Origin of the sequence: Pontibacter actiniarum (genome assembly GCF_003585765.1) — a bacterium.
In the GTDB taxonomy this organism is placed as follows: Bacteria; Bacteroidota; Bacteroidia; order Cytophagales; family Hymenobacteraceae; genus Pontibacter; species Pontibacter actiniarum.
The window spans coordinates 3,863,651-3,888,581 of record NZ_CP021235.1 but is presented as its reverse complement, the minus strand read 5'-3'; the positions used below and the strand labels follow the sequence as shown (position 1 = coordinate 3,888,581).

Here is a 24,931-nt window from a genome sequence, read left to right as displayed (position 1 = left end):
TAGCAACTATGGCCTTATCTCAAATACCTAAACCTACCGAGTCAGAGCTGGAGATACTGCAGGTACTCTGGCAGCATGGCCCGAGCACTGTGCGCTTTGTGCATGAAGAGCTTGCCAAAACAAAGGACGCCGGCTACACTACCACGCTTAAGATTATGCAGCTGATGACGGAAAAGGGAATGCTGGAGGCGGATAAGTCAAGCCGCTCCCACATCTTCAGGCCATTGCTGCAGGAGGAGGATACGCAACAGCAGCTGCTCAACCGCTTTCTCGATACGGCCTTTCGCGGTTCGGCCAGCAAGCTGGTTATGCAGGCGCTGGGCAACAGCCGCACCTCCAAAGAAGAACTGGATGAAATCAGAGACCTGTTAGATAAACTGGAAGGAGGAGAAAAATGAACCGACTCATCAACCTGATCCCCGGCGAGCTGGTAAATGCCCTCGGCTGGACACTGTTGCACGCGCTGTGGCAAGGGGCCTTCGTAGCCCTGATTTTAAGTGTACTGCTGGTGCTGCTGCATCGGCGGTCGGCTAAAACCCGCTATGCGGTGGCCAGTGCGGCTATGCTGGCACAGCTGGTATTATCGGCTTTTACACTGTCTTATTACGCTAACGCACCGGTAAGTACGGCAAAGGCCTTTCCGGCGGAGGTGCCGGGCGTTACAGTAGAGGCTACTGCGGCGGCGGCATCGTTCTGGGCAGACCCGGTTGGCGTGTCGCAGGTGTACTTTGAGCAGCACCTGCCCCTGCTGGTGCTGCTGTGGCTGCTGGGCATGGTGCTGATGGCCGTGCGGCTTATAGGAGGCCTGGCGTATACGCAGCGCCTGCGCCACTACAGAACGACGGCGCTTGGGGAGCGGTGGCAACAGCAGCTTGACCTGCTGCGCCGGCGCCTGGGGGTGAGCCAGGCAGTGCAGCTTATGGAGTCTGCACTGGTGCGGGTGCCAATGGCCATCGGCGTGGCCAAGCCAGTGATCCTGCTGCCTGTGGGCGCCGTTGCCGGCCTGACGCAGGCACAGGTAGAGGCTGTGCTCGCCCACGAACTGGCACATATCTTTCGCAAAGACTACCTGCTGAACCTGCTGCAGTCGGTGGTGGACATGCTGTTCTTCTTCCACCCTGCCATGTGGTGGGTGTCCGGTGTGGTGCGCGCCGAGCGCGAGAACTGCTGCGATGACATTGCCGTGGCGCTGTGCGGCGACAAGCTGACCTACGCCCGGGCGCTTACCGAGCTGGAAACCATGCGGATGCCCGGTGCCTCGGGGGCGGCGCTTGCTTTCTCCGGGCAGCGGGGCTCCCTTGTGAATCGGATCAAGCGCCTGGTGGGGCAACCGCTGAAGCCGACCTTCACCGAGGGGTTTGCCGCAGGACTGGTACTGGTGGTGGGTGTGCTGGTGCTGTCTTTTGGAGCGGTGGCCGGACAGCAGCCGCTGGAAGGCACCGTGCTGGAGCCGTTAGAGGAAGGCTCCACGGCTGCCGACACGAAGGCGGATTCGGAGGAAGCCGTTGCGTTCATGGCGCAGGACTCGGCCGGTAAGAACCGTAACGTGGTTATCATCACAAACAAAAAGGGAAAGGTAAAGCAGCTTTACGTGGATGGCAAGCGCATCCCGAAGCGCGACATAGACAAGTACAAAAGCCTGGTGGACCAGCGCCTGGAGGCGACCAAAAACGCCCCTAAAGCCAACCGGGACGAGGTAAAGGCGCTAATAGAGCGGGAGCAACGGGCCCTTGACAGGGTCGAGCGGCAGGTAAGGGAGGAAAGAACTGTTGTGCAAAGCTTTCGCGGAGACAGGCTGCCGCCCCTGCCGCCTATGCCCCCCGTGCCCCCCGTGCCGCCAGTAGGTGCGCCAGCCCTTGCACCGCCTCCGCCGCCTGCTCCTCCTGCCGGTGCAAGCAAGAAGAATAAGAAAGCGTTCCAGCAGCTGGAACAGCTAGAACAGTTGGAGCAGTATGAACAGCAAGTAGAACAGCATGAGCAGGAACTAGAACAGTACGAGCAGCAAGTGGAGCAGGCCGTGCGCGCGCTTGAACAGGAGGCGGCAGTTAAACGTATAGCGCAGGACAGCCTTAGACAAAAAGAGATGAAGCTGAGACAAGAAGAACGAGCTACCGCAATGAGGGCCCGCATGGAGGCCCGGCAGGAGGAAATGCAAGCCAGGCGTGCCGAGATGGAAGCGCGCAGGGAGGAGATGGAAGCCCGCCGCAGAGACCACGCCAAGCAAATGGATGAGATGAAGGCGGAGATGGTGAAAGACGGGCTGATTGACAGCAACAGCAGTAACCTGAATGTCCGGATCAATAACGGGGAGCTGTTTATCAACGATAAAAAGCAGCCAAAGAAGGTGTACGACAAGTATAAAAAGTGGATGGCCCCGGACAGTAAGTAGCTTAAGTTTCACAGCAGCAGAACACCCGCCAGCGAAAAATATACCTGGTGGGTGTTTTGCTGTTACGTAGCGGGCGCTACTTTGTGCGTAACAATATATCCCCGATGGTGTAAACTTGCGTAAGTATAAACCACTGGCCCCGCGGCTGGCGTAAAAGTATTGTTTGATTGCCCACATGACCCATACCCTTCTTTATGGCTAACAAGTACCCTCTGACTGTAGCAGGTGGGCGCGTTGCGCTTACGCTGCTGTTCCTTTCTCTGCTGTTTGTTGCCCGCCACGCACTTGCCTCCGATACCCAACACATGCTGCCGCTCTCGCTGCAGGAGCGGGTAGCGCAGGCCGATGTAGTGGTAGAGGGAGAAGTGGTGCGGCAAAAGTCGTTTTGGGATGCCCGCCACGAGAACATCTATACTTCCAACATCATAAAAGTATACAAGTCCTTTAAAGGCGAAGTGCAGGCCGGAGAGGTGGAGGTGATTACGGAGGGGGGCACCGTTGGCCTGAAGAAGCACGTGTACTCCACGGCGCTAATGCTGAAGCCGGGGCAGCAGGGCATGTTCTTTCTGAAGCGCCAGCAGGTGCTGCAACGCACCCCCGGCAGCACCCCCCTGAGCACTAGCGCCTACGGCAGCCAGCAGGGCTTTGTAGCGTACAACATGGCGGACCGTACCGCCCGCGGTGTTTTCGATAGCTACGGCAGCGTGCAGAAACTGTATGAGGAAGTAAGGGCAAAAACCGGCCAGAGCTACCGCACCGTTACAGAAAATGAAAAACTACAGGCTGCCCCCATTCAGCAGAGGCAGCAGCAGGGCCAGGCAGCGCCCCTGGCGCCGGCTATCTCCTCCTTTGCGCCAAAAGTGGCCAGTGCGGGCACTGGCGTGGTTTTAACGATCAACGGCTCGGGCTTTGGCAGCAGCCGCGGCAACGGCGCCGTGGAGTTTCAGAATGCCGATGACGGCGGCCAGACCTACGTGCGGCCGCTGCCGGACGCGTACATCTCCTGGACGAATACGCGCATACAGATGTATATCCCCTCCATCACAGTGGATCAGAATACAGTAGGCTCAGGCCCAATCCGGGTTGTAACGGATAACGGCGGCAGCGCTATCTCCCAGGACCCAATTATCCTGGAGTTCGCCTACTCAAACGTAGACTACGACGATAAGTCTTTTCAGCCGATACTGGTCGGGCCGGACGGCGGCGGGTACGATATTCACTTCGCCCCAAGTATGCAAAGCCGGCAGGCCGCGCAGGAGGGTTTCCGCCGGGCCATGAATACCTGGGTGTGCGCCTCGGAGGTGAACTGGGAGATCGGCTCCCCCACCAGCAAGGAGGTTGCAGCCGACGACGGCGTGGTGGTTATCCGTTTCGCTCCTACTTCTGTGGTGGGGGCAAACGTACTGGCCCGCACTGTTAGCCGTTACGAAGGCTGCCCCAGCGAAACAGACACCCTTTTCTGGGTTTCTGAGTTCGATATGGAAATCAACAACAGCATTAACTGGGAATACGGCCCTGCCGCCCCTGTGCGCCCGCAGTTCGACTTCGAGACTGTGATGCTGCATGAGCTCGGGCATGCCCACCAGCTGGGCCACGTCAACCTGGTCCGGGCCGTGATGTTCTACGCTATTGAGTCGGAGCAGCTGGTGCGTGACCTCAGCTCACTGGATATTGCGGGTGCGGAGCTGGTGCTTGCCAACAGCGTACTGCTCGGGGCAACACTAGGGGAATACAACTGCCGAAACGTGCCCGGGCCAATGATTCCTAACCCTGAAGGGGAATGTAACCTTGCCCCGGAAATACTGGCACTGGAGGCGGAGTTCACCTCGCCCGATGCCGTTGCCGTCAGCTGGACCACCAGAAACGAGCTGGTCGTGAATAATTTCCTGATACAGCGCAGCCCCAACGGCATTGACTTTACCGATATCGGCACGACCGATGCGGACGGGCCTAGGCCGGACGGGGACCTGAACTATACCTTTGTAGATAATGAGCCGCTGCCTGGGGTGAGCTATTACCGGCTGCGGGTCGTGTACAACGACGGTACCTACAGTTTTTCGCCACGGGTACGGGTGCTGAACCCGGCCGACCTGCGCATACTCCGGGTATACCCGAACCCTTTCACGGCAGCAGACGAAGACCGGCTAAGGCTCTCGTACCTGGTGGACAGGACAACGGACATGCAAATACAGGTGTACGATATGAAAGGCCAGCTGGTGCGTGATGTGGTGCTGGAGCTGACTGACTCCAACGTGCCGGTCGAGCTGGACCTGACCGGAATTGCCGGCGGAATCTATATCCTGAAGTGGCAGGAAGGCACCCGTAGCGGACAGCAGCGCATCCTAAAGCTGTAGCAGCCTGCAGGCAAGGTGGCTGTGGCATCAAAAAGGGCGGAGAGTGTTGCTTCTCCGCCCTTTTTGATGCGCTGTCGTTTCTGGTGTTTCTATTCGATGTTAATGCGGTGGCGGGGCTTTTCCCGCTCCTGCCCCTTGGGCACGTTAATGTGCAGAATGCCATCCTTATAGCTGGCTTTAATACTGTCTTCTTTGATGCCCTTTGGTAAACGGAAAGAGCGGCTGAACGAGCTGTAGTTGTACTCCCGGCGGGTGTAGTTCTCCTGCTCCTCTGTGTTGCTGGCCTCTTTCTGGGAGCTGATGGTCAGCATGCCTTCGTTTACCTCAATGTTAAAGTCGTCTTTCTGCATACCCGGGGCCGCCACCTCTATGCTGTAGTCTCTTTCGTTTTCGCGGATATTGGTGGCCGGCAGGTCTGCCATCAGCTGGTGTCTGCGCTGGGTCGGCAGCCGCCACATGTCGTTTTCAAAAAAGCGATCCATGTCGCTAAAGAAGTCTGAAAACACGGAACGCGCCGGAGCCGAAGCCCCTCCATTTCTCTTTGCTACATTTGCCATGATAATTCCTCCTGTTTTAGTTATGAAACATAGAAAGTATTAAAACAACAATGCATTGTGCTTCCACTCTTTGATTTACGATGGCGGCATGCCGTTGTTGTGGCGCGCCAGCAGCTTTAACACTGAGCCGTAGGCAGTTCGCTCATAAAGTTGGAATGTTGCCTAATTGTAACATGGGTTTTGTCTGGAGGTGTGCCGGCGCAGGAGAAATTTGGCCAAGCGTAACAGGGGGCTGCGGACGTACGGCCACCAGGCGCAGGACGGAGCCTGACCAACTCCGAAAACGAAAAGGCAAGCAGCGTGCAATCTGGGGAAATTGCTAGCTGCTTGCCTTCTAGGGTAATAGGCTGCGGTGTTTTTGTTTGCCACACATGGAAAAAGGACAAAACCACACACCCGCCACACATAGGGTTTGATAGAGCGAAAAAGTGTTTTCCAGCTTGAAAAGGTTGGCGCGATGGGTCAAAATTCGGCATCCCTTCTCTGTAACACAAGGTATTTTAACACTTATTTGTAACATGGCAGTGGTGCGCCTGCTTATCTCATAGGGGAGTAAAAGCCCTTGCTGGCGTTGCTAAAGCTGTTTTCGGTTGATCTTTGCCTTGTTGTGTTGTAACATGGGCAGGAAAAAAACTTGGTGCTCTACCGCCTGCTTTTTATCGCATACCTGCTGTTATAGCGATACAGTTGGTATAATTACAGGTATAAAACTATATTTGAGCTTGATAAAAGCCATACTTGCCCCTGCAGCACCAAATGGAAAAGAAAAGACGCAAGTTTACCCAATGCCCTAACTGTGGCTACACGTTTGAAGAAGTTAACAACTACTGCCCCAACTGCGGCCAGGAGAACCACGACTTAAACGTGCCGGTGAAGCACCTGGTGTGGGAGTTTCTGGAGGGAACCCTGCATTACGACACAAAGTTTTGGGTTACCTTAAAGTACTTGCTCTTCCGGCCGGGCCTGCTTACGGAGAAGTTTAACACGGGGCAGCGCGCATCGTATGTGCCGCCTATCCGCCTGTATGTGTTTGTCAGCCTGGTTTTCTTCTTTGTGCTGGCCATCACCACCAAAGGCACCATGGCCATAAACGTAACCCCGCAAGAGCAGGCGGTGCTGGAGCAAAGGCTGCCGGTCCTGAAAGGAGTCAGCGCAGACAGCTTAGACCCGGTAGCGGTGGCAAAGGTTGTTGCCGGTCCCGATTCCGCAGCGGTGCCAAAGGCGACGGAGGTGGGCGCCGGGGATACGGAGGAGCTCGAGGTGAAGATCGCCACCTTCTTCAAGGGCGGCGACCAGTCGTTGCAAAAGATGCTGAAGAACACCTCGTTCATGATGTTTCTGCTCATGCCGTTCTTCGGATACCTGCTGTACCTGTTCTTCTACAGGAAGGGGCGCAACTATGTAGAGCACCTGATGTTCTCCATCCACCTGCACACCTTTTACTTTATACTGATCATCGTTGCCGTTAGCCTTGCCTACGTTATCCCGCTAGACCTGACGGACGCGGTGATGGTGGTGATGGTGGTGTACCTGTACTTTGCCTTAAAGAGAGTCTACAAAACATCGTATCTCAAAACCCTCCTGAAGCTTATTCCGCTCACCCTGGTGTACGTCTTTACCCTTGCCGTTTTCCTGATCGGTACCTTTATGATCAGTGTGATGCTGTAAAATAATATCATGAGCCAGCCAACCATCGCTAGTACCACGTGGGACAAACTTATCTCAAAGAAGCGCTTTGAGGCCACAGACAAAAAGTATACTTCGGACGAATCGGTCCGGGGCGAGTTTCAGCGCGACTACGACCGTATCGTGTTCTCCTCAGCCTTCAGACGCTTGCAGAACAAGACGCAGGTGATGCCCATGCCGGAAAGTGACTTTGTGCACACCCGCCTGACGCACAGCCTGGAGGCATCGGTAGTAGGGCGCTCGTTGGGCCGCATTGTGGGCAAAAGCATTTTGGAGCGGCACCAGGAGCTGGCGGAGGAGAAGAATATAAATATACAGGAGGCTGATTTTGGGGATGTGGTGGCCGCGGCCTGCCTCGCCCACGATATCGGCAACCCGCCCTTTGGCCACTCCGGTGAGGATGCCATCTCAGCCTATTTCCAGAGCGACGAGGCGCAGCCATACTTGCAGGGGCTTACAGCGGCCGAAAAAGCGGATCTTTGTAACTATGAAGGCAACGCTGCCGGTTTTAGAGTGCTCACGTATACTTACCCGGCGCACTGCCAGTTGCCCGACGGCGTAAGCCACAGCGGCCTTAGCCTGACCTACACCACCCTGGCTACCTTTACCAAATACCCGAAGGAGTCGCTGCCCAAAATAGCCGACACGAAGAGTACCAGCGAAAAGAAGTATGGCTTTTTTCAGACGGAGAAAGCGTGGTTTAACACCATTGCACAGGAGTTGGGGCTGCTGAAGAAGGGCAAGGATGGGGAGGTGTTTTACCACCGCCACCCACTGGCCTTTCTGGTAGAGGCCGCCGACGACATCTGCTACCGCATCATCGATTTTGAGGATGGCCTGAAGCTGGGCCTGGTGCCGCAGGAACAGGGTATGCACCTGCTCCGCCAGATACTGAACGACGACCCGAACCGCAAGTCCAGCCTCACCTTCTACGATTGGAAAGAAGAGATTGGCTACCTGCGCGCCCGCATCATCAATAAACTGATAGAGGAAACCACCGCTATTTTTCTGCAGCACGAAGAGGCGATACTGGCAGGCAACTATGATAAGCCGCTGATAAACGAAGTAAGCAGCAAGCCCGTGCTGGACGAGATCAAAGACCTGTCTGTAAGGTTGATCTACCAGAACCGCCCGGTGCTGGAGATTGAGGCGGCCGGCTTTGAAGTGCTGGGCGGCCTGCTGGATGCGGGGATAAAAGCTGTTTTCAAGCCTGAGTCCAGGCACCACCGGAAACTGGCAGCGCTTATCCCGCCACAGTACCTGCAGCTGCCCGAATCCGCCACCGCTTACGAGCGCATCATCCACATCACCGACTTTGTGGCCAGCCTCACAGACCAGGCGGCCCTGGGGCTGTACCGCAAGATTAAAGGCATTGAATTGCCGAGGATGTACTAGCGGATGGAGAAATCTAGAAGGGCGGATCTGTTGCTGTTGTTGCTGTACACTGTGATGGTGGCAGTTATCCTTTTCAGGCTTAACGTGCATGGCTCCGGCTACGTGAGCCCCGACTCTCAGGCTTATCTTGATTTAGCCCAGAACATAAAGGATGGGCACGGCTTTTATGTGCCAAACGAAGGCACGGCCGGCAGGCACTACTTTTCTGCCTGGCCTGTTGGCTACCCCGTGCTCATTTACCTCTTTTCACAGGTTACGAGCCTGGATGTGTACTGGGCCTCTAAGATACTGAACTTGCTTTTTATAGGGGCCGGCTTCCTGCTGTTGCGGCACCTTTGCCGCCAGTATGCCTTTGTGCTGGCGTCTGTGTATGGCGCCTATACGTACCTGGAAGTGTACAGCTTTACCTGGTCTGAGGCCCCTTTTCTGCTGGGGTTGCTGTTGCTGGCGTACGTGGCCAGTCAGGTATGGGCCGGCAGGGGCACCAACGGCCATGTGCTGGTTATCTTTCTGATCTGCCTTTCGCTCTTTCTGCTGCGCTATGTGGGGGCGTTCTCGTTTGGGGTGCCTGCGCTGCTGGGGCTCTACTGGAGCTACAAACGCAAGTACAAAGTGGCCGGCAAGCTCTTGGTAGTTACCACGCTGCTGGCGTTGCTAGCAGCCGCTTACCTGTATACGAACTACAGGCTAAGCGGCTTTATAACAGGCTTCGACAGGCTGAAAGATGAAACAGAAAGTGCCGGAGGCTTTGTGCTCATGTTGCTTAAGGGCTTGTTTAATGAGTTTCTGGTTATACGGGAATACAGGGCGCAAAACCAACCGGACTACCTGCTTTATACTACTGCTTTGCTGCAGCTACTGCTACTGCTATACATCGTGGTGCAGGTGAGGACACGCTACAGCTTCTGGCAGGAAGCCGTGGCAGACCGATTCTCTGCCGCTTGCTTTGGTGTCGCCTTTTTATACCTGGGGGCGATTCTGGCGCTGCGCATAGTTTCCCGTTTCGATGAGCTGGACTACAGACTACTGTCGCCTTTCAGCTTTCCTGTGTTTATAGGCCTGCTGTACACATTGGTGAAACTGCCGGATGCATCCCGTGAGATCGTGAGGGTGAAGTATGCCTTGTTCTGTTTTTTTGTGCTGTCGCTCTTGGTAAACGTGCCGAAGAACTACGTGGTAAGCCAGCTGCAGCAGTTGCTCTGATGCAGGCATAGCGCACGCACGTAAAGCACTTGCTTCTCCCCTGCCTGTTCTGCACCGAAACCCCGCTTGCCATTGTGGCAAAACTACTGCGGGGCTGTTCGTCTATGGAATCAACAGGTTCGTCTGCAACCGCCCTTGATTGGCCGAAACAGCGGCTCTGCGTCCGGTGTAAACTGGCTTTTCCCCCAGTTTAACGCTAATTTTATACTTTGCAGCATCGCGTCTGCAAGACCGGCTTATGCCGATTCACTCTTATCAAAACAACTTAAAAACACATGAAACGCAAGTTTATCATCTGCCTTTTGTGGTGTGCCACCAGCCTGGCGGCGATGGCGCAGAGCAAGAGCAACAAGATTGAGTTCACGGAGTACACGCTCCCGAACGGCCTGCACGTAATCCTGCACCAGGACAAATCTACGCCTAACGTAGCAGTGTCAGTGCTGTACCACGTAGGCTCTAAGGACGAGGTAGCAGGACGCTCAGGCTTTGCACACTTTTTTGAGCACCTGATGTTTGAGGGCACTGAGAACATTGACCGTGGGGAGTATAGCTCACTGGTACAAAAAGCTGGTGGCGCGCTTAATGCCAACACTTCTTTCGACCGTACTTACTATTACGAATTGCTGCCGTCTAACCAGGTTGAGCTTGGCCTTTGGCTGGAAGCAGAGCGTATGAAGCACGCCAAGATTGACCAAGTAGGTGTGGAGACGCAGCGCAAAGTAGTACAGGAAGAGAAGCGTGAGCGTATCGATAACCAGCCTTACGGTTCTATGGGTGAGAATGTGTTCTCGCTTGCCTTCAAAGAGCACCCTTACAAAACAATGCCAATCGGTTCTTTTGAAGATTTGAATGCTGCCAGCATCGACGAGTTCCGTGATTTCTACAAGACCTTCTATGTGCCAAACAATGCGACGCTTTCTATCGCCGGCGACATCAACATAGAGGAAACCAAAAAGATGATCGAGAAGTATTTTGCTGGTATTCCGAAAGGCACCAAAGAAATACCTCGCCCTAACGTGGTAGAGCCTAAGCAGACAGAAGAGCGCCGTAAAACTGTTTACGATAACATTCAGTTGCCAGCTGTTATCCAGGCATACCATGTACCGGAGCAGGGAACGGATGATTTCTATGCACTTTCTATGCTGACTACATTGCTATCTGGTGGTGAGAGTGCTCGCCTGCCAAAGGCACTGGTAGATAAGCAGCAGAAAGCTGTGGCTGCAGCTTCTATTCCTTTCCCAACAGAAGATCCGGGCCTATTCCTGACGTTTGCTATCGCCAATATGGGTGTAGAAGTAGATGACTTGGAGAAAGCCATGAACGCAGAGATTGAGCGCGTAAAAACAGAACCGCTTTCTGACCGTGAGTTCCAGAAACTACAGAACCAGATTGAGAGCAGCTTTGTGCAGCAGAACAGCACTGTAGCTGGCCGTGCCGAAAGCCTTGCCAACTATGCTGTATACTTCGGTGATGCCAACCTGATCAATACAGAGCTACAGCGCTACATGAAGGTGACGAAAGATGACATCCAGCGCGTAGCGAAGGAGTACCTCACTAAAGACAACCGTGTAGTGCTACACTACCTGCCAAAGTCAGCTCAACCGAAATAGACGTTTAGTTTAGATTTTAGACATAAGATATTAGACGCTAGACTTCCGATTTGCGGTGTATTAGAAAAGTTACATGACCTGAAGAATCTTGTGTCCTGCGTCTTGCTACTTGTGTCCATTTTAAAAGAGAACAATTATGATAAAGAAAATATATAGTGCAGCATTTCTGGCGCTGGCGTTACTATGCGCTATGCCTGCCCAGGCACAACAATCTACTCCTCCGCCTGCAGGTCCGGCTCCAAAGATAGAGCTGGGCAAGTATGAGCATTTTACCCTGAAGAACGGGCTGAAAGTATACGTGGTAGAAAACCACAAGCAGCCAGTGGTGTCTATGTCGCTGGTGCTGGACCGTGATCCGATTCTGGAAGGCGACAAAGCTGGTTATGTACAGGCTGCTGGACAGATGATGCGTACTGGCACGACCAACCGCACCAAAGATCAGTTTGACGAGCAGGTAGACTTTATTGGTGCTGACCTTGGCTTCTCTTCTACAGGCTTTAACGCATCATCTTTAAAGAAACACCTGCCAACGCTGGTAGACCTGACAACAGATGCACTGTTAAACCCGAAGTTCACGCAAGAAGAGCTGGACAAAATTAAAAAGCAGATGAAAGCCAGCTTGGCTCAGTCTAAAGATAATCCGGATGCTATCGCCAGCCGCACTCGCAACATGGTGCTGTACGGCAAGGATCACCCTTACGGGGAGGTAATGACCGAGGAGACGGTAGACAAAATCACCCTGCAGGACATCCAGGACTACTACAACACTTATTACAAGCCAAACATTGGATATTTGGCTGTGGTAGGTGACGTAACGCCGAAGGAGATGAAAAAACTCCTGAAGAAATCGTTTGCTAAGTGGGAGAAAGGCGAGGTAAAAGATATTAACTTCGAACTACCTAAAGCCCCGGAAAAAACGCAGGTTGTTATAGTAGATCGCCCGAGCGCGGTACAAAGTTCTTTGGTTCTGACAAACCCTGCCGACCTGAAGCCAGGTGCTGAGGATGCCGTGGCAGCTTCGCTGATGAACAACATTTTGGGTGGTGGCATGGACTCTCGTTTGTTCCAGAACCTGCGCGAAACGCACGGCTATACGTACGGCGCTTATTCATCTATTAACAACGATGAAATATTGGGCCGCTTTAATGCCAGCGCAAACGTGCGTAATGCTGTGACTGACAGTGCCGTGGTAGAGTTCATGAACGAGCTTACCAAAATCCGCAGCGAGCGCGTAAGCGACGAGGAGCTGCGCGATGCGAAGGCTTACATAATGGGTAGCTTTGGCCGTGGCCTAGAGAACCCTGCTACAGTTGCTGTTTACGCTATCAACACCGCTCGTTATGGCTTGCCGGAAGATTACTATGCTAATTACCTGAAAAAGGTGGAGGCTGTAACGGCCGACGATGTACAGCGCGTGGCGCAGAAGTATATCAACCCGGACAAAATGTACGTGCTGGCTGTAGGTAATGCTTCTGAAATAGCTGATAAACTGAAGAAGTTCGACAAAGACGATAACCAGATCACCTACTATAACGCTGAAGGCAACAAAGTAGACCGCAAAGCCATGGGCGTTCCGGCTGGTTTAACGGCTGATAAAGTGATTGCTGATTATATCAAGGCGATTGGTGGCAAAGCGAACATCGAGAAGCTGAAGGATGTGTCGATCACAAGCAACGCTACCATTCAGGGCATGACGCTGGTGTTTAAGCAGCAGCAGAAAGGCAACGATAAGTTTGCCATGCAGGTGCTGATGAACAACAATCCGATGCAGCGTGTGATCATCAACGGCGACAAAGGTAAAATGGAAGCGCCGATGCAAGGCGTAAACAAGGAGCTTACTGCCGATGAGTTGAAAACACAGAAACTGGAGGCTAACCTGTTCCCTGCTTTGCAGTACGACAAGCTTGGCATCAAAACCAAGTTAACTGGTGTTGAAGATGTAAACGGCACAGAAGCTTATGCAGTAGAGGTAACGCAGCCAAACGGCCAGAAAGCCACACATTACTTCGCTAAAGACACTGGCCTGCGCTTAAAAGAGGTAAATAACCTGGAGACGCCGCAAGGCATCATCACACAGACCAAGACTTACGGCAATTACAAAGAAGTAAACGGCGTGAAGTTTCCTTATGTAACCGAGACTGTTGTTGGCCCTCAGACAATTAAAGCTGAAGTACAAACCGTTGAGGTAAACAAGAACCTAAGCGACGATACCTTTAAGCTGTAGTTTCTTAAAAAGCAGGATTTATACTTGCTGATCATAAAAAAGCGGCTGCCCCCATCGGGGCAGCCGCTTTTTCTTGTTCTAGGCGGCAGTTATGCACATTCCCACATATTTATGCTTATATATGTGGATAAACTTCCCTTCTCTTAAAACAACTCCCCCTGCACCGGCTGCACATACTTCTTCGGCAACTTCAGATCAAAACCGCATACCTTATTCAGCTTCTCAATGAGGTAAGTGGCTAACTCCGGGGCCAATGTATTGTCTGGCTCGTGCACAAAGAAGTATAGCTGGCGCAGGCCATTCTCAAACCACTCCTCCAGCCGCTCTACCCAGGCATCAATGCGGGTATAGTCGGTGGGGTGCAGGCCATTGCCCACAAAACGCACCATAGCTGAAGGCGTGGTAAGCCGCATGTGCAGCACATCTCTCCTTCCGGCCACATCGGTCAATACTGTTCCGACTTTATACCTCTCGAGCACCTCAAAGAGCTCTAAGTTCGCTACGTTGTCTGTAAACCAGCCTTCGTGGCGCAACTCTACGGTAACAGGTATGCTTTCAGGTATAAAGGCAAGAAAAGCTTCTAGGTCAGCCAGTTGTTTGGGTGCGAAGTATGGAGGCAACTGCAGAAAGGCGCTACCTAATTTATCTTCCAGGCCAGCGATAGCTCCGCAAAAAGCAGCGGTTACATCTTGGGTGCTGCGCAGGGCGGCTTCGTGGCTGATAAGTTGCGGAAACTTCGGGCAGAACTTAAACCCGTGCGGCACCACGTTTCGCCAGCGGTCGATGGTGTCGGGACTGGGGATGTGGTAGTGCGTGCTGTTAAGCTCTATGGTGTTAAACTGCTTGGCATACCACTGCAGCGATTCCTTTTCAGGCATCTTAGGTGGATAGTATTTGCCTACCCAGGCTTTGTTTACCCACACCGGCAAGCCCACGTATACTTCTGGCTTCAGGTAGCTGCCAGACTGCTGTAACAGCGGCAGCGTTTCCGGGTGGTTGGGTGGCAGCGTAAAGTCTACACGGCTGATGTCTGAAAGCCTTCCGAAATCCATAGTTTCTCCTCCTTTTTAACAAGCCGAATATAGCAAAGCAGCATCAGGTACTTCCCCTTTTTACTGGTTTTTACGCTGCGGCGGCTTTGCAATTCGAACTTTTTTTCATTATTTTTTATAGGTCACTCCTCATATAGAATATACCTCATAAATGTTGCTGTACGCGCTGTAAACGCACATTTTCTCATTACCTGACTTAAGGCGAATGCAGCGTCTGAGCCTGTATCCCCCTCCATCCTTCCAGCAATAATAGCGTAAAAGGCCTCGTTTAAAAACAAATTCCGTAATTTTGCGGCTTCACCAACTATTAAGTGATATGAATCATAATAGAAAGTGCTTTATTTTTTCATTGATCATTTTTCTATTTATTGGCATCGGCCAACCTATTTTTGCCAGCGGAAACACAGGCAAACTTAAAAGCCAAAAAGGAGAGGCATCCTGGTACGGGAGCCGCTACCACGGCAGAAAAACGAGCAGCGGCGAGCGCTACAACAAAAACGCCATGACCGCCGCGCACAAAACCCTTCCTTTCGGCACAAAGGTAAAAGTGACCAACCTCGATAACAACGAATCTGTTATCGTGCGCATCAACGACAGAGGCCCGTTTGTGGGCGACCGCATCATTGATGTTTCAGAAGCTGCAGCCCGCGAGCTCGAATTCCACAGCAAAGGCATTGGGCATGTAAAAATCGAAGTACTGGAAACAGAGGCTGATCTGGCTTCTGCTGCCGGTTTCTCTTTTGATGTAGCTTCTTTTGCTGACTATGACTTTGCCTCAGAGGTGAAGCCCGAACTGGCCAGCAACAACTAAGGCGAAGGCGGCTCTAAAGCCCTTGCCTCTTCACAGAGTACCCAATTATTGATAGAGCGCGAGTCCTGTAGAGGTCTTGCGCTTTTTTTATGCCCAGCGGTTGGTAGAAGGCAGTCGGAGGTTCATCTATAAATTTCTGCTATTTAGCTTATAGCCAGAGGCGAAACTTTGATAAGCAGAATAGAATACCTATTATTAGTTACCTAAAACTAAACTTATCTAACTATAACTAACCTTTACCACCTTGAAACGACGAAACTTTCTTGAGTTATCGGCGCTGGGCTTCGGCGGCTTAATGCTGCCATCCATTCCTGTGTTTGGCGATATAATTTCGCCGGAAAGAGCACTCGAAACTGTGGATGTAGCCCTTAAAAAGCGCTTGGCTGATGTCGCCCTGAACTCGGCGAAATCTAAAGGAGCCTCTTATGCCGATGTACGCATTGGCCGTTACCTGCAGCAGTATGTGTTTACCCGCGAAAAGCAGGTGCAGAACATCGTAAACGCCGAATCGTATGGTGTAGGCGTGCGTGTGCTGGCCAACGGCACCTGGGGTTTTGCCGCTACCTCTGATGTATCAGATAAAGGTGTAGCCAAGGCCGCTGAGCAAGCCGTGGCCATTGCCAAGGCTAATGCCAAACTACAGAAAGAGCCGGTACAGCTGGCACCTGTAAAAGGCTATGGTGAAGTTAGCTGGAAAACGCCCATCGAGAAAAGTGCTTTCGAAGTGCCGGTAGGCGAGAAAGCAGACCTGCTTTTGGCTGCCAACGCCAAGGCAATGGAAAACGGAGCCAACTTCGTTAACTCTGCGCTCTTCCAGGTAAACGAGCAGAAGTACTTTGCCTCTACTGAAGGTTCTTACATCGACCAGGACATCCACCGCATCTGGCCAAACTTTACGGTTACAGTGGTAGACAAAGCCTCTGGCAAATTCAAAACCCGCGAGGCCCTCAGCGCACCAATGGGCATGGGCTGGGAATATATGATTCCGAAGGCATCTGAAAAGATAAAAGGTCCGGAAGGCACTGGCCTGAATGGCTACCGCTACGCCTATGATATGCTGGAAGACGCTGCCCTTGCTGCCAAGCAGGCGAAAGAGAAGTTAACCGCAAAATCAGTACTGGCTGGCAAGTATGACCTGGTGCTCGACCCGAACCACCTTGGCCTTACCATTCACGAGTCTGTTGGCCACCCGCTGGAGCTCGACCGTGTGTTGGGCTACGAAGCTAACTACGCCGGTACTTCCTTCGCCACATTGGATAAATGGAAAACCAAGAACTTTAAGTATGGCTCTGATAAGGTAAACATCTTTGCAGATAAAACACAAAAGGGCTCACTCGGCTATGTTGGCTGGGATGATGAAGGCGTGAAAACCAAGAAGTGGGACCTGATCAAAGACGGTGTGCTGGTAAACTACCAGGCTATCCGCGACCAGGCACACATCATTGACGAGCCAGAATCGCATGGCTGCTGCTACGCCGACAACTGGAGTTCCGTGCAGTTCCAGCGTATGGCAAACATTTCGCTGGCTCCGGGCAAAGAGAAGAAAAACGTGGATCAGCTGATTGCCGGTGTTGATAAAGGCATTTACATCGCAGGCCGTGGCTCTTACTCTATCGACCAGCAGCGTTACAACTTCCAGTTTGGTGGCACCACGTTTCATGAGATCAAGAACGGTAAAATTGTTGGACCACTAGAGGATGTGGCTTACCAGAGCAACACCCAGGAATTCTGGAACTCCTGCGCTGGCTCCTGCGACGAAAGCGACTACCGTTTGTTCGGCTCGTTCTTCGACGGCAAAGGGCAGCCTAGCCAGATCAGTGCAGTGTCTCACGGCTCTGCCCACACCCGCTTCAACGGCGTGAACGTGATCAACACAGCGCGCAAAATTTAGCGCGAGTCATGAGTTCTGAATTCTGAGTCTTGAGTTACACTTTATACTATGGCTGAAAGCATCATTGCTACCAGATCTTATAGTTTCGCATTGCGCATCATCAAACTTTATAAGCACCTAACGCAGGAGCAGCGGGAGTTTATATTGGCAAAGCAAGTTCTAAGAAGTGGTACTTCTATAGGAGCCAACGTGGAGGAAGCTCTGGGAGGACAAAGCAAAGCTGACTTCAGGCACAAACTAAGTATGGCTTTAAAAGAAGCAAGAGAAACAAGCTATTGGCTGCGCCTGCTCAAAGACTCAGACTATATTAAACCAGATGCTTTCAACAGCATACACGGGGAGAGCGAGGAGTTGATAAAGATTCTGAAAAGTATAATTCTTACTTCTCAGCAAAAAGAGAACAACTCGTGACTCAGAACTCAAGACTCAGAACTGATAAAGTAGTCCAGTTTAAAGTTTAGCAAAGACATCAAAAAATGGCAATATTAAGTAAAGAAGAAGCTCAGGCCATACTTAAGAAGGCGCTGAGTTTTTCAAAGGCTGATGAGTGTGAGATCACGCTTAACGGCAACGTAGGCGGCAACATCCGCTACGCCAGAAACGAAGTATCTACCAGCGGCTCAGAAGAAAACGTGTCGATGGCCGTAGAATCGCGCTTTGGCAAGCGCTCAGGTGTGGCAACCATCAACGAGTTTGATGATAAATCGCTGGAGAAGGTTATTCGTCGTTCCGAAGAAATAGCTCGTTTGGCACCAGAAAGTCCCGAGTACATCGAGCTGCTAGGCCCACAGAAGTACATTGTTACCAAAGAGCATTTCGACAGTACGGCCAAAGTAGACCCGGCCTATCGCGCCGAGGCCGCCGCTAAAAGTATAAAAGCAGCAGCTGACAAGGGCCTAACTGCTGCCGGATTCCTGGAGCACTATACCAACTTCACGGCCAAGATGAACAACAAAGGCTTGTTCGCTTACCATCCTTCTACTTCCGTAGATTTCTCTGTTACCATGCGTACAGATGATGGCACCGGCTCTGGCTATGTAACGCAGGACTACAGCGACATCAGCAAACTAGATACAGGAAAGGCCTCTCAAATAGCTGCCGATAAAGCCGCTAATTCACGTAACGCTAAAGCCTTGGAGCCTGGCAAGTATACGGTTATATTAGAGCCTGCCGCATCCATAGACCTGCTACAAAACATGTTCTTTAACATGGATCAGCGTGCTGCTGAAGAAGGCCGCAGTTTCCTGAGCAAAGCCGGTGGCAAGACTAAAGTAGGCGAGAAGCTGATAGACGAACGTATCACTGTTTATTCAGATCCTAACAATTTAGAAGTACCGTCTTCTCCCTTCGCAGGTGATGGCCGCCCACAGCAGAAAGTTACCTGGATCGATAAAGGCGTCGTAAAGAACCTGTACAATACCCGTTATTGGGCCTCTAACAAGGGAGCGGTTTCTGTTCCGCCTCCAGGCAACGTAATCATGGAGGGCGGCAACGAGTCTATTGAGGACATGATCAAGAATACCAAACGAGGTATCCTGGTAACTCGCCTCTGGTACATCCGAGCAGTAGACCCGCAAACGCTGCTTTACACAGGCCTTACCCGCGACGGTACGTTTTATATCGAAAATGGCAAGGTTATGTACCCGGTGAAGAATTTCCGCTTTAACGAAAGCCCAGTGATTATGCTGAACAACCTGGAATCACTTGGTAAGCCGCAGCGCATCAGCGGCAGCTTAATTCCGCCAATGAAGATCCGTGACTTTACGTTCACCAGTTTATCTGACGCAGTGTAAAAGCAGCTATTTATATTATGGATGCCGTATGCAGCACCGCTGCGTGCGGCATCTGTATTAAGAACACTCAAGACTCAGAACCCTTAACTCAAAACTCCCGAAGTGCTCCCCTTTACTTTTGTACGCCTGCAATACCGCTCCGGCAACTGGGATACTGATCCGCGTATGCCCAGCAATCTGCTGCACTCGCTTATCCAGTACACCACCGTGCCGGTAAACGAGCAGGAGAAGGTGGTATCGTTGGAAAGTGCGGAGCTGTTTAAGTACCCTTTCAGTTACCTGAGCGGCCATAAACTGGTGCAGTTTAACCAGAAGGAGCGGCAGAACTTCGAGACTTATGTGAAGAATGGGGGCTTTGTGTTTGTAGACGATTGCAACCACGACGTAGATGGACTGTTTGCCCGTTCTTTCGAAGAGCAGATGCGGCAGATATTTGGGGCAAACGCGCTAAAGAAGCTCCCTAACAACCACAAGCTCTACAAGTCTTTCTTCACCTTCGAAGAAGGTCCGCCAACTACCTCGTTTGAGCTAAACGGTTGGGGCGACGACCTTGTGCATGATTACCTGAAGGCCATTGAAGTGAATGGGCGCATAGCGGTACTGTATAGCAACAAAGACTACGGCTGCGAATGGGACTACGACTTTCGGAATAAGCGGTGGTTAGCGGAGGATAACACTAAGTTCGGAGTGAACATCATTATGTATGCCCTTACGAGCTGATTTGTCTGAATCAGGATTTGCAGGATTTTAGGATCAACAGGATTTCCATGCACGATCTAACACATTCCTGCGCTCTTTTCGAGAGAGGAGTTCCCAACTGCTGTCGATTTATAACTATAAGTTCAGTAGTAAATGATTGAAGACAGTTACAGCATACATATTAGCACATGAACTATGAAACAAATTACATCTGCCAGGTGCACAAACGACGATTTTTTGTTTGAGCGATCAGCGAGTTTAAAATTGTCTTGACTTTTTTGCCTACTTTTTTTGTCAAGAAAAAAAGTAGGTCCCCGCCGGACAGGCGAGCTATAATACAAAATAAGTTGAGCAGACAACGGCTTCAACTACAAAGCATTCAAAGTCATTAACCAAACTAAAATGACTGAACAAGACATACACCACCTGCTGAGTAAACTACCAAAGCTAAAGCAGGAGATACAGAAAGTAATTGTAGGCCAGGAAGAAGTGCTAGACGAGGTACTGATCACCTTGTTGGCTGGTGGTCATGGTCTGCTGGAAGGCGTACCGGGACTGGCAAAGACCCTGCTCGTGCGCACACTAAGCAACGCCATGGAACTAGGCTTTCGCCGGATACAATTCACACCAGACCTGATGCCAACCGACATACTCGGTACAGAGGTGTTGGAAGAAGACCATGTTACCGGCAAACGTTTCTTCAAGTTTAACGAAGGGCCTATCTTCTCTAATATTGTTTTGGCAGATGAGATAAACCGTACTCCGCCCAAAACACAGGCGGCCTTGCTGGAGGCCATGCAGGAGTATGAGGTAACCTATGCTGGCAAAACCTATGAGTTGCCAAAGCCATTCTTCCTGCTGGCCACCCAAAATCCAATTGAGCAGGCAGGTACCTATCCGCTGCCAGAGGCACAGCTAGATCGCTTCCTACTCTACATCAAAATAAAGTATCCGACGGAGCAGGAGGAGTTAAACATACTAGCCAATACTACAGGCACACGCCAGGCACAGGTACAGCCAAGCATTAGTGGCGAAGAAATTTTGCAGTTGCGGCAGCTGGTACGAGAGGTAAACATCAGTGAAGAACTGCTTATGTATGTAAACCACATCGTTCGCGCCACCCGCCCCGACAGCACCATCGTAGATTTTGTGAAAACTTACTGCCGCTGGGGAGCAGGTCCACGCGCTGGGCAGGCACTTATACTTACCGCCAAAGCCCGCGCCTTGCTACATGGTCGCTTCGCAGTAACGGAAGATGATATTAGAACAATGGCTTACCCCGTGCTGCGCCATCGTGTGCTGGTCAACTTTACCGCCGAAGCAGAGCGAATCACACCAGATCGAGTAGTAGATGAACTGCTGCAAAGTATAAAACTGCCGAAAGCAGTGTTAGTTTAAGCCCTGCGGGGAATTATGAGTGATGAATTGGTTAGCTAGCTTTCGCATATCAGAAGCTATCGAACCTAATCCCAGTCCTTGGGTTGAGCGCCTCGAGAGTTTCCGGTGACGAACGGAGTGAGGCAGCCCGAGGCACGAGGGCAGGAAAGGAAAGCAGCGCGAGGCCCTTATCGAGGGCCCCTACCCCCAGGACGAGCCCTCGCAGGCTTGAGCGCTCCAAGGCAAAAGGTGAAACATTGGGTGTTTGGGAGCTGGAGGATAAGCAGTAGCTAGAAAGATTAGCTTGGCTGAGGTTGCGACAACAAGATTTAATCAAGTATAGCTGAAGCTGTACATGTGTGGCTTTGTAAGCCAACAGGGTTGGAAGCTCTATACTATAGTAGGCACTAGCTGCAAGCTAGCGGCAGCAGGGTTAAAAATGCGGAAAGCAGATGCAGTCAACGGCACAAGCGGACGCTTGCGCCAGAAAGGTTGTTAGCAGAGTCTACCAAGGATGGCTTTGCGAGCCAGTTGAGTTACAAACTCAACACTATTTTAAGACACGAGTTGAAAACTCGCGCCAGTAAGACATAGAAAGTAGAATAAGAGAGGCACAATGGCAAACCACTCCAACAAATTCATCAACCCAAAGATCCTGGCAAAGATAAAAGACCTGCCGCTACTGGCGAAAACAGTAGTGGAAGGCTTTATGGCGGGCCAGAATCAAAGCCTAAGGCGTGGGGCTGGATTGGAGTTCAGCCAGTACCGCAGCTACCAACCCGGCGACGACCTGCGGCAGCTCGACTGGAAAATGTTTGCCCGCTCTGACCGCTATTATATCCGTGAAGCCGAAGTAGACACCAACATCACAGTGCGTTTTATATTGGATGGCAGCGCCTCGATTGGGCATGAAGATGAGAACGGTATTAGCAAAATAGATTACGCACGTTTTCTGGTAGCTTCGCTCGCATACCTGGCTACCACACAAGGCGATGCGGTGGGGCTATACGTGCTGCACGAGAACCAGCTGATCAACCTGACGCCACGCTCTGATAACATGCACCTGCAGCGCTTTTGGCATCAGCTAACGGAGATAAAGCCTGAAGGTAAATTCCCGGATACACAGGCAGCAGCTAACTTGTTTGCAGACAGACGGCAGAAGGAACTGACGGTGTTCCTGACAGACTTGTATGAGCAGGAGGCAGAGATAACAGAGCTGCTTTACCAACTAGGGGCACAGCGCCATGAGCTGCAGCTATTTCACCTGATAAGCCGGAATGAGCTTAATTTCTCTTTCAGTGGCACCTTGACCTTTGAGGATCTGGAGACGGGGCAAACGATGCAGGTAAGTACAGCAGAACAGCGCAAAGTATACTTACAGCGGCAACAGGAGTGGCTGGAGTCAACGGAGCGGAATATGCGCAACCGCCAGATAGCCTACGACAGGTTTGTAACCGACGAACCTCTAGATAAAGCCCTGCGGACTTTCCTGCAAAAGAGACTGTTGTTGTGAGTTTTGAATGAGTGATTGAGTGAATGAGCGAATTTATTTTTGAATGGTTGAATAATTGACTTTTGAATAAAAATTCTTGTGTCGTGATACCTATGTCTTGTGTCTAAAATGAAAGATAATTTCTCTGGTCATGCCGCTGATTATGCGAAGTACAGGCCTCAGTACTCGGCAGAACTAATTTCATACTTGGTGAGTCTGGCTCCGGCGCAGCACTTGGCATGGGATTGTGCCACGGGGAATGGGCAGATGGCGGGGATGCTATCGGAGCACTTTGCAGAGGTGGTAGCAACGGACATGAGCGAAAAGCAGGTTCAGAACGCGGCGCAGATGCCAAACATCACTTACAAAGTAGAACCGGCGGAGCAGTCTACCCTAGCTGATGCCTCTGTTGACTTCGTAGTAGTGGCGCAGGCGGTGCATTGGTTCGAGTTCGATAAATTTTATAAGGAGGTAAAGCGGGTGCTGCGCTCAGAGGGAGTGTTGGCATTAGTGGGCTATGGCCTGATTAGCGTTAGCTCAGAAGTAGATAAATTAGTTCAGAAACTATATGAAGATATACTCGGTGAGTACTGGGACCCGGAGCGGCGCTACATTGATGAGGCATATCAGACCGTACCTTTTCCCTTTCAGGAGCTAGAAGTACCGGAGTTCAGCATTAACTATACCTGGGCGATAGAAGACATCATCAACTACCTCAACACCTGGTCTGCCGTGAAGCACTATGAAAAGAAACAGCACCAAAACCCGGTGCAGCTGATTGAACAGGAGCTTCGGCAAGTATGGCCACAGCAACAGACAGAAGTAAAGTTTAACATCATCGCCAAAGTAGGCAAAGTATAAATCAAACTATTCAACCATTCAAAATTCAGTTATTCAACATTGACCTTTCTAGCACCATACTGGCTATTTGCAGCGTCGGGTATACTTATTCCGGTTGCCATTCACCTGTGGAACAAGCGGCAGGGGAAGAGGGTAAAAGTGGGCAGCCTGCGTTGGCTGGAGCCGTCGGCAAGCAAGCGCTGGAGTAGCATTAAATTGAATGATGTGTGGCTACTCCTTTTGCGCTGCCTCATACTTATACTTCTGGCCGTAGCATTGGCTCAGCCAGTGTGGGTGCACCAGCCGAAGGTGCAGGGGCAAAAAGTAGTATACGTAGGGCCAGAGCTGCTGTATTCTTCTGCAAGAGCCTCTATCCAACCCACGCTCGACTCGCTGCTGCAACGCGGCTATACCTTGCACAGCTACACTTCTGATTTTGAGAAGATTCCGCAGGAGGCATGGGAGCAACTAAAGTCTCGCACCCAAGACAGCACGCTGAGCAACCAGAGCAATTACTGGAGCCTTTTACCTGCTTTGGCCGACAAGTATAAAAAACCGCAGGATAGCGTTTGGCTTTTCACATCTGACCAGCAGACCTTTTTTGCCGGAGCTCGCCCGGAAGCGATACCAGAGAACATCCGCTGGATACCTGTAGCCACAACCACAACTGCTGATTGGCTTCAAGCGGCTGTGCAAACTTCACCTGATAGTCTGTTGCTGCTTATCGGGCAAAGCACCCGTGAGGACGTTAGTTATAGCCGTTATCGCATTAAGGCATCAACACAAAGTATAAACTTGTCCGAGAACCAGTCACTAAAGCTGCGACTCAAGGGCGATTCACTTTTAGCTAGCACTGGTAACACGTCCAGCCAAGTTAAAATACAGGCAGAGCCGCTTCAGGTGGCGGTACTTGCCAGCAAATCGCAGCAGGCGGAGGTGAAGTACTTACGAGCCGCACTACAAGCCATTAGCAGCTATACTAGTCAGCCCATCAACCTTAAGCCTGACATAACAAATGCTGATTGGCTGTTTTGGCTGCAGGAAGAGGAGCTACCGACAAGTATAAAACAGGCTGTGTCGCGGGGGCAAAACGTGTGGGTACAGCAAAGAGCTAAGTCATCAGGACTAAAAGCAAGTATGGCTACGGCTGCTGGAAATGAGGTACTGGTGCGCCAAGTGAGTACTGGCAGCAGTGCTGCCGATGCTACAGCTATCTGGACTACCCAGGCCATCGACGCACTTCTCAGTGCACAGCAGATTGGCAGTGGCAGGTTGTATACGTTCCGGAGTGGCTTTGGCCCCGCCTGGAGCGAGTTAGGGGAGAGTGGGCAATTACCAGGTTTGCTCTTGCCGCTGCTTTTCCCACAAGCCGAAGCAGCCAGGTATGATATGCGGGCATTGGACGAGCAGCAACTGATGCCAACGGCCACCGCAACTTTAATGAAAGCCGCCACACCAGAAGCAGAGCATGCGCCACTTCTGAAGTGGGTAGTGCTGGCAGCGTTTATGTTATTTCTAATAGAGCGTTTTATAGCCGGAAGGCGCAGCAAAGTATAAG

General features: G+C 51.6%; 19 protein-coding genes. 17 read left to right on the top strand and 2 right to left on the bottom strand.

Features of this window, described 5'->3' with window-relative positions:
* The first annotated feature begins 8 nt into the window (after window positions 1-8).
* The 3 genes from CA264_RS16760 (at window position 9) to CA264_RS16750 (ending at window position 4,743) form a co-directional block, all read left to right on the top strand.
* Complete coding sequence (locus CA264_RS16760) at window positions 9-398, top strand: BlaI/MecI/CopY family transcriptional regulator (RefSeq protein ID WP_036777206.1); 390 nt, start codon at window positions 9-11, stop codon at window positions 396-398.
* On the top strand, window positions 395-2,389 hold the full coding sequence (locus CA264_RS16755; protein ID WP_025608545.1) for a M56 family metallopeptidase: 1,995 nt from the start codon (window positions 395-397) through the stop codon (window positions 2,387-2,389). Before CA264_RS16760 ends, CA264_RS16755 begins: the two co-directional genes overlap by 4 nt.
* Before the next feature lie 194 nt (window positions 2,390-2,583).
* A complete protein-coding gene (locus CA264_RS16750; protein ID WP_025608544.1) occupies window positions 2,584-4,743 on the top strand; it encodes a T9SS type A sorting domain-containing protein in 2,160 nt (719 codons plus the stop codon).
* A gap of 89 nt (window positions 4,744-4,832) precedes the next feature.
* Here CA264_RS16750 and CA264_RS16745 read toward each other — a convergent pair whose 3' ends face one another.
* Window positions 4,833-5,300, bottom strand: a complete 468-nt coding sequence (locus tag CA264_RS16745; protein ID WP_025608543.1) for an Hsp20/alpha crystallin family protein — start codon at window positions 5,298-5,300, stop codon at window positions 4,833-4,835.
* 756 nt (window positions 5,301-6,056) lie between these two features.
* Here CA264_RS16745 and CA264_RS16740 point away from each other — a divergent pair.
* From CA264_RS16740 to CA264_RS16720, 5 genes are all read left to right on the top strand, one after another.
* Window positions 6,057-6,968, top strand: coding sequence for a DUF3667 domain-containing protein (locus tag CA264_RS16740; RefSeq protein ID WP_025608542.1), 912 nt, complete (start codon window positions 6,057-6,059; stop codon window positions 6,966-6,968).
* A 9-nt stretch (window positions 6,969-6,977) separates the two neighbouring features.
* Entirely contained in the window at window positions 6,978-8,381 is a 1,404-nt protein-coding gene (gene dgt / locus CA264_RS16735; protein ID WP_036777199.1) for a dGTP triphosphohydrolase, read from the top strand.
* A 3-nt stretch (window positions 8,382-8,384) separates the two neighbouring features.
* Window positions 8,385-9,584, top strand: a complete 1,200-nt coding sequence (locus CA264_RS16730) for a hypothetical protein (RefSeq protein ID WP_157593724.1) — start codon at window positions 8,385-8,387, stop codon at window positions 9,582-9,584.
* A gap of 275 nt (window positions 9,585-9,859) precedes the next feature.
* Window positions 9,860-11,194 carry a M16 family metallopeptidase gene (locus CA264_RS16725; protein WP_025608539.1) on the top strand — a complete coding sequence of 445 codons (1,335 nt, stop codon included), beginning with the start codon at window positions 9,860-9,862 and terminating at the stop codon, window positions 11,192-11,194.
* A gap of 136 nt (window positions 11,195-11,330) precedes the next feature.
* Window positions 11,331-13,418 carry a M16 family metallopeptidase gene (locus CA264_RS16720; RefSeq protein ID WP_084196273.1) on the top strand — a complete coding sequence of 696 codons (2,088 nt, stop codon included), beginning with the start codon at window positions 11,331-11,333 and terminating at the stop codon, window positions 13,416-13,418.
* A gap of 143 nt (window positions 13,419-13,561) precedes the next feature.
* On the opposite strand, the gene CA264_RS16715 is transcribed toward CA264_RS16720, so the two are convergent.
* Window positions 13,562-14,470 (bottom strand): DUF72 domain-containing protein, encoded by a 909-nt coding sequence (locus CA264_RS16715; protein WP_025608537.1) that lies wholly within the window; start codon window positions 14,468-14,470, stop codon window positions 13,562-13,564.
* A gap of 316 nt (window positions 14,471-14,786) precedes the next feature.
* Between CA264_RS16715 and CA264_RS16710 the strand changes: the two genes are divergently transcribed.
* The 9 genes from CA264_RS16710 to CA264_RS16665 all read left to right on the top strand — a co-directional run bounded on the left by CA264_RS16710 (window position 14,787) and on the right by CA264_RS16665 (window position 24,930).
* Window positions 14,787-15,281, top strand: coding sequence for a septal ring lytic transglycosylase RlpA family protein (locus CA264_RS16710; protein WP_025608536.1), 495 nt, complete (start codon window positions 14,787-14,789; stop codon window positions 15,279-15,281).
* Between the two features lie 244 nt (window positions 15,282-15,525).
* Entirely contained in the window at window positions 15,526-17,172 is a 1,647-nt protein-coding gene (locus tag CA264_RS16705; protein ID WP_025608535.1) for a TldD/PmbA family protein, read from the top strand.
* Window positions 17,173-17,220: 48 nt separating this feature from the next.
* Window positions 17,221-17,583: a four helix bundle protein gene (locus CA264_RS16700; RefSeq protein WP_025608534.1), complete on the top strand. Its 363-nt coding sequence runs from the start codon at window positions 17,221-17,223 to the stop codon at window positions 17,581-17,583.
* Between the two features lie 65 nt (window positions 17,584-17,648).
* Window positions 17,649-18,965: a TldD/PmbA family protein gene (locus CA264_RS16695; RefSeq protein WP_025608533.1), complete on the top strand. Its 1,317-nt coding sequence runs from the start codon at window positions 17,649-17,651 to the stop codon at window positions 18,963-18,965.
* Window positions 18,966-19,067: 102 nt separating this feature from the next.
* Window positions 19,068-19,685 carry a DUF4159 domain-containing protein gene (locus CA264_RS16690; RefSeq protein ID WP_025608532.1) on the top strand — a complete coding sequence of 206 codons (618 nt, stop codon included), beginning with the start codon at window positions 19,068-19,070 and terminating at the stop codon, window positions 19,683-19,685.
* A gap of 381 nt (window positions 19,686-20,066) precedes the next feature.
* Window positions 20,067-21,062: an AAA family ATPase gene (locus tag CA264_RS16680; protein WP_025608531.1), complete on the top strand. Its 996-nt coding sequence runs from the start codon at window positions 20,067-20,069 to the stop codon at window positions 21,060-21,062.
* A gap of 595 nt (window positions 21,063-21,657) precedes the next feature.
* Window positions 21,658-22,554 (top strand): DUF58 domain-containing protein, encoded by an 897-nt coding sequence (locus CA264_RS16675; protein ID WP_025608530.1) that lies wholly within the window; start codon window positions 21,658-21,660, stop codon window positions 22,552-22,554.
* A gap of 108 nt (window positions 22,555-22,662) precedes the next feature.
* A complete protein-coding gene (locus CA264_RS16670) occupies window positions 22,663-23,394 on the top strand; it encodes a class I SAM-dependent methyltransferase (RefSeq protein ID WP_025608529.1) in 732 nt (243 codons plus the stop codon).
* Window positions 23,395-23,433: 39 nt separating this feature from the next.
* Complete coding sequence (locus tag CA264_RS16665) at window positions 23,434-24,930, top strand: BatA domain-containing protein (protein WP_025608528.1); 1,497 nt, start codon at window positions 23,434-23,436, stop codon at window positions 24,928-24,930.
* Window position 24,931 lies beyond the last annotated feature (1 nt).

What these genes read in the sequence shown, in the direction of transcription:
- CA264_RS16715 (WP_025608537.1), bottom strand. Translation starts at nt 14,470, where the DNA reads ATGGATTTCGGAAGGCTTTCAGACATCAGCCGTGTAGACTTTACGCTG.
- CA264_RS16720 (WP_084196273.1), top strand. Translation starts at nt 11,331, where the DNA reads ATGATAAAGAAAATATATAGTGCAGCATTTCTGGCGCTGGCGTTACTA.
- CA264_RS16760 (WP_036777206.1), top strand. Translation starts at nt 9, where the DNA reads ATGGCCTTATCTCAAATACCTAAACCTACCGAGTCAGAGCTGGAGATA.
- CA264_RS16675 (WP_025608530.1), top strand. Translation starts at nt 21,658, where the DNA reads ATGGCAAACCACTCCAACAAATTCATCAACCCAAAGATCCTGGCAAAG.
- dgt (WP_036777199.1), top strand. Translation starts at nt 6,978, where the DNA reads ATGAGCCAGCCAACCATCGCTAGTACCACGTGGGACAAACTTATCTCA.
- CA264_RS16730 (WP_157593724.1), top strand. Translation starts at nt 8,385, where the DNA reads ATGGAGAAATCTAGAAGGGCGGATCTGTTGCTGTTGTTGCTGTACACT.
- CA264_RS16725 (WP_025608539.1), top strand. Translation starts at nt 9,860, where the DNA reads ATGAAACGCAAGTTTATCATCTGCCTTTTGTGGTGTGCCACCAGCCTG.
- CA264_RS16745 (WP_025608543.1), bottom strand. Translation starts at nt 5,300, where the DNA reads ATGGCAAATGTAGCAAAGAGAAATGGAGGGGCTTCGGCTCCGGCGCGT.
- CA264_RS16670 (WP_025608529.1), top strand. Translation starts at nt 22,663, where the DNA reads ATGAAAGATAATTTCTCTGGTCATGCCGCTGATTATGCGAAGTACAGG.
- CA264_RS16695 (WP_025608533.1), top strand. Translation starts at nt 17,649, where the DNA reads ATGGCAATATTAAGTAAAGAAGAAGCTCAGGCCATACTTAAGAAGGCG.
- CA264_RS16750 (WP_025608544.1), top strand. Translation starts at nt 2,584, where the DNA reads ATGGCTAACAAGTACCCTCTGACTGTAGCAGGTGGGCGCGTTGCGCTT.
- CA264_RS16755 (WP_025608545.1), top strand. Translation starts at nt 395, where the DNA reads ATGAACCGACTCATCAACCTGATCCCCGGCGAGCTGGTAAATGCCCTC.
- CA264_RS16680 (WP_025608531.1), top strand. Translation starts at nt 20,067, where the DNA reads ATGACTGAACAAGACATACACCACCTGCTGAGTAAACTACCAAAGCTA.
- CA264_RS16740 (WP_025608542.1), top strand. Translation starts at nt 6,057, where the DNA reads ATGGAAAAGAAAAGACGCAAGTTTACCCAATGCCCTAACTGTGGCTAC.
- CA264_RS16710 (WP_025608536.1), top strand. Translation starts at nt 14,787, where the DNA reads ATGAATCATAATAGAAAGTGCTTTATTTTTTCATTGATCATTTTTCTA.
- CA264_RS16700 (WP_025608534.1), top strand. Translation starts at nt 17,221, where the DNA reads ATGGCTGAAAGCATCATTGCTACCAGATCTTATAGTTTCGCATTGCGC.